17 protein-coding genes are annotated in these 17292 nt (G+C 66.7%); 7 read left to right on the forward strand and 10 right to left on the reverse strand.

The window, feature by feature from the left end; all coding sequences use genetic code 11:
- Nucleotides 1-14 precede the first annotated feature (14 nt).
- From J2X45_RS09455 to J2X45_RS09465, 3 genes are read left to right on the forward strand one after another with little or no spacing between them, the layout of a single operon-like run.
- On the forward strand, nucleotides 15-1121 hold the full coding sequence (locus J2X45_RS09455; RefSeq protein ID WP_310214406.1) for an HlyD family secretion protein: 1107 nt from the start codon (nucleotides 15-17) through the stop codon (nucleotides 1119-1121).
- 15 nt (nucleotides 1122-1136) lie between these two features.
- Nucleotides 1137-2741: a DHA2 family efflux MFS transporter permease subunit gene (locus J2X45_RS09460; protein ID WP_310214015.1), complete on the forward strand. Its 1605-nt coding sequence runs from the start codon at nucleotides 1137-1139 to the stop codon at nucleotides 2739-2741.
- 16 nt (nucleotides 2742-2757) lie between these two features.
- Nucleotides 2758-3366 (forward strand): TetR/AcrR family transcriptional regulator, encoded by a 609-nt coding sequence (locus J2X45_RS09465; RefSeq protein ID WP_310214016.1) that lies wholly within the window; start codon nucleotides 2758-2760, stop codon nucleotides 3364-3366.
- A gap of 16 nt (nucleotides 3367-3382) precedes the next feature.
- On the opposite strand, the gene J2X45_RS09470 is transcribed toward J2X45_RS09465, so the two are convergent.
- The 5 genes from J2X45_RS09470 to J2X45_RS09490 all read right to left on the reverse strand — a co-directional run bounded on the left by J2X45_RS09470 (nucleotide 3383) and on the right by J2X45_RS09490 (nucleotide 8478).
- Nucleotides 3383-4198 carry an enoyl-ACP reductase gene (locus J2X45_RS09470; protein ID WP_310214018.1) on the reverse strand — a complete coding sequence of 272 codons (816 nt, stop codon included), beginning with the start codon at nucleotides 4196-4198 and terminating at the stop codon, nucleotides 3383-3385.
- A 66-nt stretch (nucleotides 4199-4264) separates the two neighbouring features.
- Nucleotides 4265-6055, reverse strand: a complete 1791-nt coding sequence (locus tag J2X45_RS09475) for a hypothetical protein (RefSeq protein ID WP_310214019.1) — start codon at nucleotides 6053-6055, stop codon at nucleotides 4265-4267.
- A gap of 12 nt (nucleotides 6056-6067) precedes the next feature.
- On the reverse strand, nucleotides 6068-7279 hold the full coding sequence (fabB, locus tag J2X45_RS09480; RefSeq protein WP_310214020.1) for a beta-ketoacyl-ACP synthase I: 1212 nt from the start codon (nucleotides 7277-7279) through the stop codon (nucleotides 6068-6070).
- A gap of 70 nt (nucleotides 7280-7349) precedes the next feature.
- The gene (gene fabA / locus J2X45_RS09485; protein WP_310214021.1) at nucleotides 7350-7862 is read right to left on the reverse strand and encodes a 3-hydroxyacyl-[acyl-carrier-protein] dehydratase FabA; all 513 of its coding nucleotides are present in this window, start codon (nucleotides 7860-7862) and stop codon (nucleotides 7350-7352) included.
- A gap of 70 nt (nucleotides 7863-7932) precedes the next feature.
- A complete protein-coding gene (locus J2X45_RS09490) occupies nucleotides 7933-8478 on the reverse strand; it encodes an SH3 domain-containing protein (protein WP_310214023.1) in 546 nt (181 codons plus the stop codon).
- A gap of 72 nt (nucleotides 8479-8550) precedes the next feature.
- Between J2X45_RS09490 and J2X45_RS09495 the strand changes: the two genes are divergently transcribed.
- Nucleotides 8551-9537 (forward strand): D-glycerate dehydrogenase, encoded by a 987-nt coding sequence (locus J2X45_RS09495; RefSeq protein ID WP_310214024.1) that lies wholly within the window; start codon nucleotides 8551-8553, stop codon nucleotides 9535-9537.
- 4 nt (nucleotides 9538-9541) lie between these two features.
- On the opposite strand, the gene J2X45_RS09500 is transcribed toward J2X45_RS09495, so the two are convergent.
- The 4 genes from J2X45_RS09500 to J2X45_RS09515 all read right to left on the reverse strand — a co-directional run bounded on the left by J2X45_RS09500 (nucleotide 9542) and on the right by J2X45_RS09515 (nucleotide 13458).
- The gene (locus tag J2X45_RS09500; RefSeq protein ID WP_310214026.1) at nucleotides 9542-9931 is read right to left on the reverse strand and encodes a group II truncated hemoglobin; all 390 of its coding nucleotides are present in this window, start codon (nucleotides 9929-9931) and stop codon (nucleotides 9542-9544) included.
- Nucleotides 9932-10110: 179 nt separating this feature from the next.
- Entirely contained in the window at nucleotides 10111-11655 is a 1545-nt protein-coding gene (locus J2X45_RS09505; RefSeq protein WP_310214408.1) for an acetyl-CoA hydrolase/transferase family protein, read from the reverse strand.
- 51 nt (nucleotides 11656-11706) lie between these two features.
- Entirely contained in the window at nucleotides 11707-12666 is a 960-nt protein-coding gene (locus tag J2X45_RS09510) for an alpha/beta hydrolase (protein ID WP_310214027.1), read from the reverse strand.
- 54 nt (nucleotides 12667-12720) lie between these two features.
- Nucleotides 12721-13458: a HesA/MoeB/ThiF family protein gene (locus J2X45_RS09515; RefSeq protein WP_310214028.1), complete on the reverse strand. Its 738-nt coding sequence runs from the start codon at nucleotides 13456-13458 to the stop codon at nucleotides 12721-12723.
- A gap of 5 nt (nucleotides 13459-13463) precedes the next feature.
- On the opposite strand from J2X45_RS09515, the gene hslV reads away from it, so the two are divergent.
- From hslV to hslU, 3 genes are read left to right on the forward strand one after another with little or no spacing between them, the layout of a single operon-like run.
- Nucleotides 13464-14066, forward strand: coding sequence for an ATP-dependent protease subunit HslV (gene hslV, locus J2X45_RS09520; RefSeq protein WP_310214029.1), 603 nt, complete (start codon nucleotides 13464-13466; stop codon nucleotides 14064-14066).
- 29 nt (nucleotides 14067-14095) lie between these two features.
- On the forward strand, nucleotides 14096-14938 hold the full coding sequence (locus tag J2X45_RS09525) for a DUF4440 domain-containing protein (RefSeq protein WP_310214030.1): 843 nt from the start codon (nucleotides 14096-14098) through the stop codon (nucleotides 14936-14938).
- Complete coding sequence (hslU, locus tag J2X45_RS09530) at nucleotides 14935-16227, forward strand: ATP-dependent protease ATPase subunit HslU (protein ID WP_310214031.1); 1293 nt, start codon at nucleotides 14935-14937, stop codon at nucleotides 16225-16227. Before J2X45_RS09525 ends, hslU begins: the two co-directional genes overlap by 4 nt.
- A 124-nt stretch (nucleotides 16228-16351) precedes the next feature.
- Here hslU and J2X45_RS09535 read toward each other — a convergent pair whose 3' ends face one another.
- The gene (locus J2X45_RS09535) at nucleotides 16352-17254 is read right to left on the reverse strand and encodes a bifunctional helix-turn-helix domain-containing protein/methylated-DNA--[protein]-cysteine S-methyltransferase (protein WP_310214033.1); all 903 of its coding nucleotides are present in this window, start codon (nucleotides 17252-17254) and stop codon (nucleotides 16352-16354) included.
- Between the last annotated feature and the right edge of the window lie 38 nt (nucleotides 17255-17292).

Consider the following 17292-nt stretch of genomic DNA (forward strand, 5'->3'; position numbering starts at 1 on the left):
CTTTTGACAAGGGTCTGGGCATGGCGGCCGAGAAGAAGAAGCTGGTTCCTCTAATTGTGGGCGGTGCGACGCTGGTCGCGGTCCTGGTCGGCGGAACGCTCTGGTTCCTGGACAAGCAGCACTTCGAAAGCACAGACAACGCCTTCGTACAGGCCGACACCGTGCAGGTGAGCCCGCAGGTGTCCGGCTATGTCGCCGAGGTTCTCGTCACCGACAATCAGCGCGTCGATCCGGGCCAGGTGCTGGCCAAGATCGACCCCTCCACCTTCCAGGCCAGGGTCGATCAGGCCGTCGCCAACGCCGCAGCGGCCGACGCCGCTGTGCGTTCGATCGACGACAAGAGCAATCTTGAATTGGCCGTGATCGCCCAGAAGGCCGCTGGCGTAACCAGCGCCCAGGCCGACGCCAGCCGGGCCAAGGCCGATTTCGACCGTTATAACGCCTTGGCCGGACAGGGCTGGGTCTCGCAACAGAAGGTCCAGACCACCAAAGCCGCCGCCACCCAGACCGCCGCCGGCGTCGCCAGCGCCCAAGCCGCGCTGGAGGCCGAAAAGCGCGCCGCGCAATCGCTGGGCTCCGCCAAGGCCCAGGCCGTGGCCCAGGCCGCCGCCGCCCACGCCGCGGTCGATCAGGCCAAGCTGGACCTCGAACGCACCGTCATTCGCGCCCCGGTCGGCGGCGTGGTCGGCGCCCGTTCGGTTCGTCCGGGCCAGTTGGTTCAGCCGGGCGTCGCCCTGATGTCGGTGGTGCCGCTGGGCCAGGCCTATGTTGTGGCCAACTTCAAAGAAACCCAGGTCGCGCGCCTGCGGATCGGCCAACCGGTCGAGATCAAGGCCGACGCGTTCGGTAAGCAAAAGATTATCGGCAAGGTCGACAGCTTCGCCCCCGCGACGGGCCAGGAGTTCGCCCTGATCCCGGTGGAGAACGCCGTGGGCAACTTCACCAAGATCACCCAGCGCCTACCGGTGAAGATCGCCGTCGACCGCAGCCAGCTTGGCGCGGCGCTGCGCCCCGGCCTGTCGGTTGAGATCAAGGTCGACGTCCGCGACCGTTCGGGCCTCTCATTCGCGGAAGCCGCCCAGGTGACGCCGCAGATGGCCCGACAGGGCGCGGCCCGCTAGTCGGTCCCGCCCGCCATGGCTGACGCCGCCCTCCCCGCCGACGCGCTCGGCAAGACAGCATCCGACGGCGCGACGGCCGCGCCGGTCGACTGGACCAAGCTGTTCCTCGGCTTCGGCGCCATGGTCATCGGCCAGTTCATGGCCATCCTGGACATCCAGATCGTCGCGGCCTCGTTGCCGCAGATCCAGGCCGGGGTCGGCGCCAGCACCGACCAGGTCAGCTGGATCCAGACCGCCTATCTGATCCCAGAAGTCGTGATGATCCCGCTCTCGGGATACCTGTCGCGGCTGTGGGGGACGCAGCGCCTATACCTAGCCTCATGCACGGGTTTCATCGTCATGAGCGTGCTGACGGGCCTGTCCACGTCGATCGACATGATGATCCTGACGCGGGCGCTGCAGGGCTTTATCGGCGGTGCGATGATCCCGACGGTTTTCGCCGTGGCCTTCACCGCCTTTCCGCCCGAGCGGCGGGTGACGGCCAGCGTGATCATGGGCCTGATCGTCACCCTGGCGCCGACGGTTGGTCCCACGCTGGGCGGCCATCTGACCGAGTGGCTGAGCTGGCGATGGCTGTTCTTCATCAACGTGCCGACGGGCCTGATCGTGCTGTTTGGCGTGGCGCGCTGGGGCGATTTCGACAAGGGCGATCCCAGCCTCGCCAAGGGCTTCGACTGGTTCGGGTTGGCCGTGATGGCGGTCTTCCTGATGAGCATGCAGTACGTGCTGGAGGAAGGCGCCAAGGAGGATTGGTTCTCCGACAGCCTGATCTTGTGGCTGACCGTCGTAGCGGTCCTCGGCGGGGTCGCGTTTGTGTGGCGGCAGCTGACCTATCGCAACCCGATCGTGGAGCTGCGCGCCTTTTCCAATCGCAATTTCACCGTCGGCGTCCTGATGACGGCGGTGTCGGGCGCGAGCCTGTTTGGCGGCACCTTCCTGCTGCCGCAGTTCCTGGGCCGCGTGCGGCAATACTCGGCGTCCGAGGTCGGCACGACCATGGTCATATCGGGCCTGTCGATGTTCCTGACCGGTCCCATCGCCGGACGCCTGGTCCGCAAGACCGATCCGCGCATTCCCATGTGCATCGGCTTCCTTCTGGCGGGCTTTGGCATGTACATGGCCCACGGCGTGACCAAGGACTGGGGTTTCTGGGAGTTCGCCAGCGTTCAGGCTTGCCGTGGCGTCGGCGTCATGATCGCCATGATCGCCACCCAGCAGATCACGATGAGCACCCTGCCCCCGCACATGGTCAAGAACGCCTCCGGGCTCGTGAACCTGTCGCGCAACACCGGCGGCGCGATCGGTCTTGCGCTGCTCGCCACCTCGATCACGCAACAGACGGCGCTGTACTATGACGACATGACGTCCAAGGTGATCCAGGGCAGTCCCGCGGCCGGCATGATCGCCGGTTTGACCGAGCGGATGATGCAGCTGGGCGTCGCCGATCCCGCCGGCGCGGCGCGCAAGGCGGTGAGCGGCATGATGCAACAGCAAGCCACGGTGATGGCGTTTGGCGACAGCTTCACGCTGTTGGCGATCGGCTGCTTCATCGCCGCAGCGGTTTCATTGCTGGCGTCGCCGGTCAAGAACGCCCCGCGGCCTCCGTCCGACGCCCACTGACGCCCGGAGTTTCCCGATGCCTCGCATTCCCGGACAGATCGATGTCGCCAAGACCGAGGCGATTCTGGACGCGGCCGTCGAGGTCATGGGCGAACGCGGTCTGGCCGCGCCCATGGCGGCGATCGCCCGCCATGCCGGGGTCTCCAAGCAGACGGTGTACAATCACTACGGCTCAAAGGCTGAGCTCATGCGGGCGCTGATGCAGCGGCGGGTCGAGAGCATCACCGCCTCGCTGCGCGAACCCGGCGCTGTCGACAATCCGACCGAGGCGCTCGAGGCCTATGCGCGGTCGGTTCTGGAGACGGTGATCACCACCAAGAGCTACTCGATGATGCGGGTGATCATTCTGGGCTCGGGCGAAATGCCCGACATCGCCCAGGAAGTCTTCGAGGCCGGCCCGCTGAACGCCCGTCGCCAACTCGCGGCCTTTCTGGAAACCGAAACGCGGCTGGGCCGGATGAAGGTGGAGGACTTCGACCAAGCGGCGGAGTTCTTCTCCGGCATGGTCATGGGCCACAGCCAGCTGCGGTCCCTCCTGCGCTTGCCGTCCGACAAGAGCCAGGAACAGTTCGGCCGCCTCGCACGGGAAGCGGCCGAACGATTCATGCGGGCCTACGCGCCGTAGGCCGGTTGGTGCACGCTTACGCTTCTTCGGCGTCAGGCATGCCCATCATGTGGAAGCCGGCGTCGACGTGGACGACTTCGCCCGTGGTCGACTTGCCAAGATCCGAAGCCAGCCACAGGGCGCAACCGGCGACGCCTTCCATAGAGGTGTCTTCCTTCATGGCGCTGAACGCGCGGCCCTGGGCGATCATGCCGCGGCCGCCCGCGATGCCCGCCAGGGCCAGGGTGCGCATCGCGCCGGCCGAGATGGCGTTGCAGCGGATGCCCTTGGGGCCTAGGTCACGGGCGATATAGCGGGTCGAGGCCTCAAGCGCGGCCTTGGCCACGCCCATGGTGTTGTAGTTCGGGATGGTCCGCTCGGAGCCCAGATAGGTCATGGTGATCAGCGAACCGCCGTTCGGCATGATCTTCGAGGCGCGCTTGGCGACGTCCACAAAGCTGAAGGCCGAGATGTTCATGGCCAGCAGGAAGCCCTCGCGGGTGGTGTTGTCGACGAACGAGCCCTTCAGCTCGTTCTTGTTGGCGAAGGCCACCGAGTGCACCACAAAGTCGATCGTCCCGAACGCCTTTTCGATCTCGGCGAAGGCGGCGTCCATCGAGGCGTCGTTGGTCACGTCGCACGGGATCATCGTCTTGACGCCGATGCTCTCAGCCAGCGGGCGCACGCGGCGCTCCAGTTCCTCGCCCTGGTAGGTGAAGGCCATCTCGGCGCCTTGGGCGGCCAGCTGGCTGGCGATGCCCCAGGCGATCGAGTTGTGGTTGGCCACGCCCATGACGAGGCCCTTCTTGCCCCGCATCAGCTCGCCTTTGGGGAACGCGTAATCGTCGGCCATGTGTGGGGCCCTCTTTCGCAAATCGTTGTCCGCTGGTTAGCAGGCGCCGCCGCCCGGCGGAACCCTTCAGCGACGGACCAGAGCGGCGTAGGCGGCCTCAAGAGACTGGGCGAAGGCGACAGGATCGAAGAGGGTCGAGCGCCGGACAGCCTCCGCGACGCGGGCCTTGAGGGTCTGGTCGGCCGCCAAAACCAGCGCCCTGGCGACGTAATCGGCTTTCGACGTCGCGATCAGATCGGCCATGTCGATGGCGGTCAATAGGCTGGCTCCAACCCGGCTGGCGAAGCTCTCCCCCGGCAGGGTGAGAACCGGAACTCCCATGCGCAGCGCGTCGCTGGCGGTGGTGTGAGCTCCGTAAGGCCAAGTGTCGAGCACTAGATCCGCCAACGCATGGCGAGCCAGATGCCGGTTGTGCGGCGCAGGATCGGCGAAGACCAGCCGCTCCGGCGCGACGCCGGCCTTGATCGCCTCGGCGCGAAGATTTTCGGCGGCGCCAGGCGCCCCCGCGTAGAGCCAAAGGACGCTCTGGGGCGCGCCGCGGAGGATCTCCATCCAGATCTCGAACACCTCCGGCGTGATCTTGGCCGGATTGTTGAAGCAGCAGAAGACGCGCGCACCCTCCGGCAAGCCGACCTCGGCGCGGCTCGGGGGCGGTATGGCCGCCGCCAGGGCGTCGTTAGGCTGGTAGTGCGGCAAGCGCACCACCGCCTCGGACCAATGGGCCTCGGCGCCCGGCGGAATCGTCACGGCGTCCGCCAGGACAATGTCGGCGTGCGCGCCCAGGGTGCCGGGATAGCCAAGCCAGATGACCTGAACGGGCGCCGCGCGATGGGCCAGGATCCCGGGTCGTCCGTCTTGAGTGTAGCCCTTGAGATCTACAGCGATATCAAGCCCTTGCTCGCGACACTTCAGAGCGATCTCAGCGTCGGAAAGCCGGCGCGCCTCGATCCAGTGTTCGCAGGCGGCCTTCAGTCGCGCCTGCATCGCTCCGCCCGTTTCCGGCCCATAGGAAACCGCGAAAATCTCGAAGCGTGACCGATCATGCGCTTCGAGAACGCCCGCCAGAAGCCGCGCCGTCGCATGCTCGTGCAGGTCGGAGGATAGGTAGCCGACGCGAATCCGATCACCGACCGGCCGGGCAGGCCATACCGGCGTCGGCACGCTGGGCGGCGCCGACAGCGTCGCACAGCGGCGATGCAGAGCGGGAAGATCGAACAGAGCCAGGGCTGCAAAGGGCGCTACACCCGCGCGGCCCAGCTTCAGATCCGCCTTGACCAGCATGTCCAGCGCCGCGTCTTCCCGCCAGTCACAGGTCTGGCGACGGGCCCACAACAGATCTGCGGCTAGGCGCGGATGACCGGGATTCAGCTCGAACAACGCCTCGAGATCACGCGCGGCGTCGGCCGGCCGGTTGAGCAGGGTCAGCAACGCGGCGCGGCGCGCGCGGTAAGCCGGTTCGCGGGGCGCCGCCCTGACGGCATGATCGATCGCCGCCAACGCTTCGGTGAACCCGCCCGACCTCTGAAGCGAAGCCGCCAAGGCGTTGAACACCGGCGGATTGTCGGGGTCGACCGCTAGGGCCGCGCGCGCCGCGACCACCGCCTCGTCGTCTTGCCGCAGGGCGGTCAGGGCCAGGGTTCTCGCCGACAGCAAGCCCGGGCGAACAGGGTCCAGCGCCAAGCCTGCGTCCAGGGCCGCCAGCGCCGCTTCGGCAGAGCCCAGTTCGAGGCGGGTCACGCCCAGCAGGTGCCAGGCCTCCACGCTCGGCGCCTCCGCGACCAGCCGCTCGCACAAGGCGGCGGCCTCTGCCGAGTGTCCGGCGCGATAAAGGTCGAAGGCCTCGCGGGCGCTGGTCAACGCCCGCCGGCTCTAGACGCGGCTGAAGATCAGCGTGCCGTTGGTGCCGCCAAAGCCGAAGCTGTTGGACATCACCGTCTCCAGCGGCTTGTCCACGCGCTGGCGCAGGATCGGCAGGTCGGCGAATTCGGGATCGAGCTCTTCGATATTGGCGCTCTCGGCCGCGAAGTCGTTGTTGAGCATCAGAATCGAATAGATCGCCTCCTGAGCGCCGGCGGCGCCCAGGCTATGGCCGGTCAGCGACTTGGTCGACGAGATCATCGGGGCCTTGTCGCCGAACACCTCGCGCACCGCGCCCATCTCCTTGCTGTCGCCGACCGGCGTCGAGGTGCCGTGCGGGTTGAGATAGTCGATGGCGCGGTTCCCCGCTTCGGCCATGGCCAGTCGCATGCAGCGCGCCGCGCCCTCGCCCGACGGAGCCACCATGTCATAACCGTCGGAATTGGCGGCATAGCCGACCACTTCCCCATAGATCTTGGCGCCGCGCGCCTTGGCGTGTTCGTACTCTTCCAGAACCACGATCCCGGCGCCGCCGGCGATCACGAAGCCGTCGCGGTTCTTGTCATAGGCGCGGCTGGCCACGGCCGGACGGTCGTTGAAGTTGCTGCTCATGGCGCCCATGGCGTCGAACAGGTTCGACAGGCTCCAGTCCAGCTCTTCGCAGCCGCCGGCGAAGATCACGTCCTGCTTGCCCATCTGGATCTGTTCGGCGGCCGCGCCGATGCAGTGGGCGCTGGTCGCGCAGGCCGAGCTGATCGAATAGTTGATTCCGCGGATCTTGAACCAGGTCGACAGCACTGCCGAAGGGCCCGAGCTCATGGCCTTGGGCACGGCGAACGGGCCGATCCGCTTGGGACCCTTTTCCTTGGTGATCGCCGCCGCGTCGATGATGACGCGGGTCGAGGGGCCGCCCGAACCGACGATGAGGCCGGTGCGCTCGTGGGAGATCTCGCTCTCCGACAGACCGGAATCGGCGATCGCCTGCTCCATGGCGATGTGAGCATAGGCCGTGCCCGGGGCCAGGAAGCGCGCCGCACGGCGATCGACCAGCGACTCCCAGTCGATCTGGGGCGCGGCATGAACCTGACAGCGGAAGCCGAGCTCGGCGTATTCGGGCGCGGCGATCACGCCGGACTTGGCTTCGCGCAGCGAGGCCAAGACCTCATTGGCGTTGTTGCCGATGGACGAGACGATCCCCAGTCCGGTGACGACGACGCGACGCATATTCTAAATCCTCTTCTCCCCCTACGATCCGACAGGGGCCAGCTCTCTAGGGCCGGTCTCGTCTAACGGATCAAGCCATTTGTTCGGGCGTGAACAGGCCAACCTTCAGGTCACTGGTTTCGTAGATCACCTTGCCGTCCGCTTCCAGGACGCCGTCGGCGATGCCCATGACCAGCTTGCGCATGATCACCCGCTTCAGGTCGATCTTATAGACGACCTTCTTGATGTCGGGCGTGACCTGGCCTGTGAATTTCACCTCGCCGACGCCCAGGGCGCGACCGCGGCCGGGACCACCCGACCAGCCCAGGAAAAAGCCGACCAGCTGCCACATGGCGTCCAGGCCCAGACAACCGGGCATGACGGGATCGCCGATGAAGTGGCAGCCGAAGAACCAGAGATCGGGGTTGATGTCGAACTCGGCCTCGACATAGCCCTTGCCGTACTTGCCGCCCTCGGCCTCGATCCGGACAATCCGGTCGAACATGAGCATCGGCGGCGCCGGCAGCTGGGCGTTGCCGGGGCCAAACATCTCGCCGCGGCCGCAGGCCAGGAGTTCTTCGAAGGTATAGGCGTTCTTCTGCATGGCGCACGCCCTAGCACGGCGGTGGGTGAGGCCTCAACGTTTCCCTACGCGAAGGCGATCCAAAGCGCCCCTAGCGTTTGCGACACTGGACGGCGGGATCAGCGCCCCAGATCTCGCCTTCTCGCGCCCAGCCTGACGATCCGTCAGCCCGCAGTCTGCACCAGCCTTCTTCGCACTTTTCCAGCGAGGCTACCGACCGGGCCTTCAGATAGGCGGTGACCTTGGCCCCGTCTTTCGGCGCGCTGAGCAAGGGAAGATTGGACGGCTGGACCCGCATAGCCGAGCGTCGGCCATCGGTTGTGCGCTTGTGGACCCATGCCAGCCCGCCCTCCGGATCGCAGATCCGGCGCCACTCACGGGTTTCGGCCACCACCTGAACCGGAAGGCCCTTGGCGTGATAGACCCACAAAAGCTGATGGTCCTCATCCGGGCCATTGCGGGCGTTGACCTCGGCGTACTTCAACGAGACGTAGCGCGGCACCTCCAGGCCCGAGGGCGTGACCCTGGGCGCCTGGGCGGCCGCCGAACTGGCCAGCAACGCCGCTCCCGCCGCAATTCCGACCATGACGCGCGTCAAACCCATCCGAGACGAACCTTGTTCTGTTTTTGACCGCATGTTGCTTGGCCCCCAACGGCCCCTTTGCTACAGCTTTCAAACGCCTGTCAGAGAGAGCTTTTCAAACCGCCCATGGCCGCCCGCAAGCTCAAAGTCATCGTCACCCGCAAACTCCCCGATCCGGTGGAGACGCGGATGTGCGAACTGTTCGACACCGAACTGAACGTCTCCGACAAGCCCATGACGTCGGACGAGCTGGTCGACGCGATGAGCCGCGCCGACGTCCTCGTGCCGACGATCACCGACCGCATCGACTCGCGCCTTCTGTCGCGATCCGGCGATCGGCTCAAGCTGATCGCCAATTTTGGCGCCGGCGTGGACAATATTGACGTCGCTACGGCCAACGCCCGCGGCATCATCGTCACCAACACCCCCGGCGTCCTGACCGAAGACACCGCCGACCTGACCATGACCCTGATCATGGCCGCCTCGCGCCGGATCGTCGAAGGCGCCGAGGTGGTCAAGGCGGGCGGTTTCCATGGCTGGTCGCCGACCTGGATGCTGGGCCGTCGCCTCTGGGGCAAGCGCCTGGGCATTATCGGCATGGGCCGCATCGGCCAGGCGGTCGCCCGTCGCGCCAAGGCGTTCGGCATGCAGGTTCACTACCATAACCGCAAGCCCGTCAGCCCGCGCATCGCCGAGGAGCTGGGCTGCACCTACTGGGAAAGCCTCGACCAGATGCTGGCCCGGATGGACTTCGTGTCCGTGAACTGCCCGCACACCCCGGCCACCTATCACCTGCTGTCGGCCCGTCGCCTGAAGCTGCTGCGCCCTCACGCCGTGGTCGTCAACACCGCGCGCGGCGAGGTGATCGACGAGGGGGCGCTGGCGAACATGCTGGCCAAGGGCGAGATCGCCGGCGCCGGCCTTGACGTCTACGAGCACGAACCCGCCATCAATCCCAAGCTCCTGAAGCTGCCCAATGTCGTACTGCTGCCCCACATGGGCTCGGCGACGGTTGAGGGGCGCATCGACATGGGCGAGAAGGTCATCGTCAACGTGAAGACCTTCATGGATGGGCACCGCCCACCGGACCGGGTGATCCCGGCGATGCTGTAAGGGCTCAGCGCGTGGTCATGTTGGCCGACATCCGGCCGAAGACCTCGCTGAGGGCATCGGCCATGTCCGGTTCGACATCCGCCTGAGCCATCGCGCGCGTCATGGCCTCGACCCATTGCCGTCCCAGTTCGGCGTCGATCGGCATGGCGCGGTGCAGCGACATCATGCAGGCGCCTGGCCGTTGAACGAACCAGTCGCGGGGCCCGCCCAGCCAGCCGGTGATGAACCCGGCCAGCGAGGCCCGCATTGGCGTCAGATCCTGCGCATGGATCGCCCGCAGGCGCGCATAGGCGGGGTCAGTATCCATCAGGTCGTAGAAGGCGTTGACCATCGCCGCGACCGGTGCGGCGCCGCCGATCTGGTCGAAGGCGGTCTGGTGCTCGGCGTCGGTCATGGCGAACTCCTAGAGCCTCGCGCGTCAAAACGGAATCGGTTCGACGCGATAAATAGATTATAAATCAAATACTTAGAGCGTAACTGTCGCCGAAACCGGTTCCCACTTTCGGCGTCACGCTCTGTCGAAGGCGGCAGATGGCGGAGCGAGGTCCTGCGGCGCCTTGATCCTCCGCAACCTCAGCCGCGCATGTCGCCGGTTTCGATGAACCGCTGGTGCCAGGCGAACGCTTCCATCAGAAGAGTCGGCGACTGCTGACCGTAGGAGTCCCGTCGGGCGCGGGCGAGATAGTCCTTCAGGGCTGGGCGATAGTCCGGATGAGCGCAGTTCTCGATGATCACCTCGGCGCGCTGCCGCGGCGACAGGGCCCGCAGATCGGCCAGGCCTTTCTCGGTGACCAGCACCTGGACATCCTGGTTGATGTGATCGACATGCGGTGTCTTCGGGACAATGGTCGAGATCTTGCCGCCCTTGGCCGTCGAAGGGGCCATGAAGATCGAGACATAGGCGTTGCGGGCGAAATCGCCGCTGCCGCCAATGCCGTTCTGGATGCGCGAGCCCATCAGATGGGTCGAGTTCACCGCCCCATGGATGTCGGCCTCGATCATGCCGTTCATGGCGATGCAGCCCAGGCGTCGGATCAGCTCTGGATGGTTGCTGATCTCCTGAGGCCGCAGCACCAAGCGATCGCGGAGCCGGTCAAGGTCAGCGTTCAGCGTGTGCGCCGCCTCGGGACTGAGCGAGAAGGCCGTCGACGAGGCGCTGAGCAGCTTGCCGGACTCCAGCAGCGCCAGCATCCCGTCCTGCAGGACCTCGGTATAGGCGGTCATACCGTCGAAGGGGCCGTCCACCAGGCCAAACATCACCGCATTGGCGATGTTGCCGACGCCCGATTGCAACGGCAGCAGATTGGCTGGAAGCCGACCCCGCGCCACCTCATGGCGGAAGAACTCCAGAAGGTGGCCGGCGATGGCGCGGTGATCCTCGCCCGGCGCATCAAAGGGCAGATTCCGATCGGGCGTGTCGGTTTCAACCACCGCCACGATCTTCGCCGGATCACAGCGGAAATAGGTCTCGCCGATCCGCTGATCGGGCCGCGTCAGCGGAATGGGACGCCGGTCCGGCGGCAGCGCCGTGCCGTAGTAGATGTCGTGCATCCCCTCCAGGGCGGGGTTTTGCCAACGGTTCACCTCAAGGATCACTTTCGAGGCGCGGTCGATCCAGGTCTTATTGTTGCCTACCGACGAGGACGGGATCAGCGACCCGTCTGGTCGGATTCCGGTGACTTCGATGACGGCCGTGTCGAGCGGACCCAGGAACCCCTGCCAGGCCATTGGAGCCACCTGCGACAGGTGCATGTCGAAATAGTCCATCTCGCCGCGATTGATCATTTCGCGGGCGATGGGGTCAGAGTTGTAGGGCAGCCGAAACTCGATGCCATTAGCCTTCGCCAGCGCGCCGTCCAGCTCCGGACCGGTTGAGGCGCCGGTCCAGACGCGCAGCTTGAAGGGATTTCCGGCCGCATGCTCGGCCTCGATACGACGCGCCAGGGCCGTGGGCACGGCCTTGGGATAGCCTGAGCCTGTGAAGCCGCTCATGCCGACGGTCTCGCCCGGACCGATCAACGCCGCGGCGCCTTCGGGCGACATCACCTTGGTCTTGAGCGCGCCCAGCCCGATCCGAGATCCGTTCATCGTCGCCCCACGCGCTTTGCCTGACCGTATATGGCCGGCCTGCTGCGACGCTGTCAGGTCCGTATGAACCCGAAGACAGCGTTATTCGACCGGATGGGCGGCCAGCCAGGCCTCAAGATCCGCCGCCGAGCGGTCGGGGATCTGCTCCATCGGCACGTGAGCCACGCCCGGGTAGAGGATCAAGGTCGCTCCCGGTATGGCCTTGTGGAACTTCTCACCATCGCCGGCGGGAATGATCCGGTCTTCCTGACCAAACATGATCAGCGTCGGGGCGTGGATCGTCGAGAGTTCGGCGACGGTGGCGTCGCGACGGGGTCCGCTCTGCAGCGAGAGCAGGACATCGCGATGACCAGGTCCGCGGGAGAGCTCGACATACCGATCGATCAGGGCCGGCGTGACCAGCTTCTGGTCCCAGTACCCAGAGCGCAGCCCCTGAGCGACCAGCGGGCGGGTATCGACGTCCTTCAGCAGCGCACGGCCAATAGGGGTGCGAAGTATGGTGAAGATCAAGGCGCCGCTCGATTTCTCGGACGGCCATCCCGCCGCATCGACCAGCACGAGCCTCTGAACTTTGTCGGGATGATCGACCGCATAGGTCCAGGCCACCGCGCCGCCCATCGAATTGCCGGCCAGGGTGAACCGCGTCAGGCCCAGCCGGCCCGTCAGCGCGTCGACCACCGCCACGAATCCCTGGCGGCCCGCGAGATAGGGACCAGAAGTCCGCGTCAGGCCGTGGCCCGGGAGATCCAGCACCACCACGCGGTAGGACTTGGACAGACGCGCGGCCCACGCATCCCAGGCATGGGTCGAGGCGGAATAGCCGTGCACCAGCACGATCGCCGGTGCGTCGCGAGGTCCCAGATCGCGATAGTGCGCCCGCACGCCGCCGGGCAGATCCATGTACTGCGAGTCCGGATAGCCGTACTTGGCCTCTAGCGTAGCGTAGGGGATGTCGGGCCGCTGCAGCACCAGCCACGCCCCAGCCGCCACGACGACCAGCAGGCCCAGCGTGATCGCCAGACCGCGCGCAAAGGTCTTCATCTCAATGCTCCCGGGAAACGCTTGCCTATAGCGAACGGCGTTACGCTGGGGAGGTCAAGCGCCGCAGGACGGGCATTGCGGGTCGCGACCGATCCGCACCGTGCGGGTTTCACCGGCCAGGGCGTCATAGATGAGGAGGCGGCCGGAAAGCGGCTGACCGGCGCCGGTGAGGAGCTTTACCGCCTCCAGGGCCATCATGGAGCCGATCACGCCGGCGAGCGCTCCGATCACGCCGACCAGTGAACAGGTTTCCGCATCCGGCGGCACGTCCGGCACCAGACATCGATAGCAGGGCTGTCCGTGGAACACGCCGACTTGGCCCGTCCAGCGCCCCAGGGCGCCGCTGACCAGCGGCTTGTCCTGCACGAGGCATGCGTCGCTGACGGCGAAGCGGGTCGCAAAATCGTCGGTGCCGTCCAGAACGAGGTCATACCCCGAGACCACCGCCTCAGCGTTGGCGGCGTTCAGCCATACCGGATGGGTCTCGACGGTCGTGTTCGGATTGAGCGCGCGCAGGTGCTCGGTGGCCGCCTCCACCTTGGGTCGGCCCACATCGGCGGTGGCGTACAGAACCTGACGCTGCAGGTTCGACAGCGAGACGGTGTCTGGATCGACCAGCCCGATCGTCCCGACCCCCGCGGCGGCCAGATACAGCGCGGCGGGCGCGCCGAGGCCGCCCGCCCCCACCACCAGAACCCTAGCTGCCTTGAGCTTCTGCTGGCCCGGGCCGCCGACCTCGCGCAGCACCAGGTGGCGGGCGTAGCGCTCGACCTCGGCTTCCGAAAAACTCATGGCGCTTGACCCTCCGGCCCGGCCTCGCCACATGCGAAGCCATGCAAAGCAACAGCTCTTCCTTTCCCGACTGGCACGGCACGACCATTCTGGCGGTGCGCAAGAACGGTTCGACCGTGATCGCCGGCGACGGACAGGTCTCCATGGGCCCAACCGTCGTCAAGGGCAACGCCCGCAAGGTGCGACGCTTGGCCGGCGGCAAGGTGGTCGCGGGCTTCGCCGGCGCCACGGCCGACGCCTTCACGCTCATTGAGCGGTTGGAAGCCAAGCTGGAGCAGTATCCCCACCAGTTGGCCCGCGCCTGCGTGGACCTGGCCAAGGACTGGCGGACTGACCGCTATCTGCGCAAGCTGGAAGCGATGCTGCTGGTAGCCGATAAGACCGCCATCTACACCGTCACCGGCGTCGGCGACGTGCTGGAGCCAGGCGAAAGTCTTGGCGGCGGCGCGGTCGCGGCGATCGGCTCGGGCGGCAACTACGCCCTGGCGGCCGGCAAGGCGTTGATTGATCTGGATCTTTCCGCCGAGGACATCGCGCGCAAGGCGATGGGCATCGCCGCCGAGATCTGCGTCTATACGAACGGTAACCTGACGGTCGAAAGCCTTTAGGCTTTAACTCCCGCCGGGAGGACCTTCGAATGCTCAGGACCATGCTGATCGCCGGGCTCGCCGCTGCGTGCTGGACGACACCCACAATGGCCGACCCGGGCGTCGCCGCTCAGGTTGAAGCCGCCGAACGCGCTTTCGCTGCGGATGGTCTGGCGTTGGGGATCCGGGATTCGTTTCTCAAGCACATGGCCGATGACGCGATCATGTTCGCGCCGTGGCCCGTGAACGCCAGGACGCTTTACGAGAAGCGGCCCTCCAGCAAGACGCCGAAACTGGAGTGGTGGCCCCAGAGGATCGTCGCGGCCCGGTCGGGCGATCTCGCGCTCTCGGTCGGCCCCTCCGAGATCAACGACAAGCGCGGCGGCTACTTCGCGACCATCTGGCGCAAGGCGCCGGACGGGCGGTGGACATGGATCTATGACGGCGGAGCCGCCGCCGACGCCGCCAGCGCCCCGGGTCCGGATGCGCCGACCACGCTCGACCCCATCGCAAAGTCCGGCGAGCGATCGCCGGCCCTCGCCTTCGACAAGGTCCGAACCGCCGAGAGCGCCTTGGCCAAGGCGGCCGAGAGCGACGCGCCCGCCGCCTATCGGCGCGCCCTGGCCGCTGACGCCTGGATGCTTGGGCCTAAAGGGACCGAAGGCCTGACCCCCGCCGCCGTCGCCGAACGCACCGACGCACGACCCCAGCGCATGGTCCTCACCCTGCGCGGCGGCGGCGCCTCCAAGGCGGGCGACTTCGTCTGGACCCATGGCGAGGCCGGTTGGGCCGACCACCAGGAAATCATCGAACACGCGCACTATATGCATGTCTGGCAGAAGCGCCCCGAAGGGTGGCGCTTGATCTTCGAGGCCCTGATCAACGACCGATGACTGAGTTTTCCCCCCGCGAGATCGTTTCCGAACTGGACCGCTACATCGTCGGCCACGCCGAGGCCAAGAAGGCCGTGGCCGTAGCGCTGCGCAACCGCTGGCGCCGCCGCCGCGTGCCCGCTGATCTGCGCGATGAGGTCACCCCCAAGAACATCCTGCTGATCGGGCCCACGGGCGTCGGCAAGACCGAGATCGCCCGTCGTCTCGCCAAGCTGGCCCAAGCGCCGTTCCTGAAGGTCGAGGCCACCAAGTTCACCGAGGTCGGCTATGTCGGCCGCGACGTGGACCAGATCGTCCGCGATCTCGTCGAGAGCGCCCTGGCCATGGTGCGCGACAAGCGCCGCGCCGCCGTGAAGGCCAAGGCCGAGGGCGCCGCCGAGGAGCGCATCCTCGACGCGCTGACCGGTCCGGGCTCGACGGCCGCGCGAGAATCCTTCCGCAAGAAGCTGCGCGCTGGCGAACTGGACGACAAGGAGGTGGAGCTGCAGCTGGCCGACACCGGTGGACCCAGCTTCGACATCCCGGGCCAGCCGGGTGCGGCGGTGTTCAACCTGTCGGACATGATGAAGTCTCTGGGCGGCGGTCGCACCAAGACCCACAAGACCACCGTCTCGGGCGCCTGGGCGCCGCTGATCGCCGAGGAAAGCGACAAGCTGCTGGACCAGGAGGCCCTGACCCAGGAGGCGCTGGAGCTGGCCGAGAACCACGGCATCGTGTTCCTGGACGAGATCGACAAGGTCGCCAGCTCGTCTCAGCGCTCCGGCGCTGACGTATCCCGTGAGGGCGTGCAGCGGGATCTCCTGCCGCTGATCGAGGGCACGACGGTCTCGACCAAGCACGGTCCGGTCAAAACCGACCATATCCTGTTCATCGCCTCCGGCGCCTTCCACGTCGCCAAGCCCTCCGACCTCTTGCCCGAACTTCAGGGCCGCCTGCCGATCCGCGTAGAGCTGAAGGGCCTGTCGCGCGACGACATGCGCCGGATCCTGACCGAGCCGGAAGCCAACCTGATCCGCCAGCATCAAGCGCTGATGGCGACCGAAGAGGTCGCGTTGGTCTTCACCGACGAGGCGATCGACGCCCTGGCCGACGCGGCCGTGGCCGTGAACGGATCGGTCGAGAACATCGGCGCCCGCCGCCTGCAGACGATTATGGAGAAGGTCGTCGAAGAGATCAGCTTCAGCGCGGCTGATCGCGGCGGCGAGACCGTGACGATCGACGCAGCCTATGTGCAGGAGCGGGTGGGCGCGCTAGCGGCGAATGCGGATCTGAGCCGGTTTATTTTGTAGCTCTTGGAGAAATCCTCTCCCCAAGGGAGAGGTGTCGGCGAAGCCGACGGAGAGGGAAGCCGCAGGCTCAACAGCACTTCCCTCTCCGGTCGCTTCGCGACCACCTCCCCCGCTAGGGGGAGGACTAGGAAGCCGCCGCCACCGCCTCCATGCCCAGAATCGCCGCCTTGCGGGCGAGGCCCCAGTGATACCCCGTCAACCGCCCGTCCTTGGCGATGGCGCGGTGGCACGGGATCAGCAGCGAAATCGGATTGGCCCCGATGGCGCCGCCGGTCGCCTGGAAGGCCTTGGGCTTGCCGGCCCAGGCGGCCACCTGACCATAGGTGGCGGTCTCACCGGCCTTTATGTTCAGCAGGGCCTTCCAGACCTGGATGTGGAACGGCGAGCCGATCAGCACCACCGGCAAGGGCCCCTCCCCTCCCGAGAAAGCCCGCAGGGCCATCGTCTGAGCGGCGCGATCATCCTGGATCCAGTCGGCGGCGGGAAAGCGACGATGCATGTCGGCGAAGCTCGCCGTGTCGTCACCATCGGAGAAGGCCAGGCCCGCGAGACCTCGGTCGGCGATCACGAACAGACCCTTGCCAAACGGGGTCGGCGCCCAGCCCCAGCGCAGCCGCATGCCCGCACCGCGTCGGCGCACCTCGCCGGGCGTCGCCGCCTCCTGGGCGATGAACAGGTCGTGCAGGCGCGAGGGTCCGGAAAGCCCCGCGTCGAAGGCGGCGTCCAGCACTGTGCCGCCAGCCTCCAGCGAGCGCCGCGCCTCGGCGTGGGCGATGGCTGAGACAAAGGTCTTGGGGCTCACCCCCGCCCAACGCGTGAAAATGCGCTGGAAGTGGAACGGCGATAAGTCGACGGCCTGGGCGGCGTCGTCCAGCGACGGATGGTCCGACCACCGCTCGGCCAGCCAGTCGAGCGCCTTGGCCATGCGGTGGTAGTCAACCGATCGCTCGGCCAGGCGGGCCAGCTCCTGGCGCGCGGCCTCGGAGATGGCGTCGGAAAGAGGGGATGCGTCGTAAGCCATGGTCACAGGCTAGACACCCGACCACGCGCCGTCCGCCCGGTTCT

Origin of the sequence: Caulobacter sp. BE264 (genome assembly GCF_031457805.1) — a bacterium.
Classification (GTDB): Bacteria; Pseudomonadota; Alphaproteobacteria; order Caulobacterales; family Caulobacteraceae; genus Caulobacter.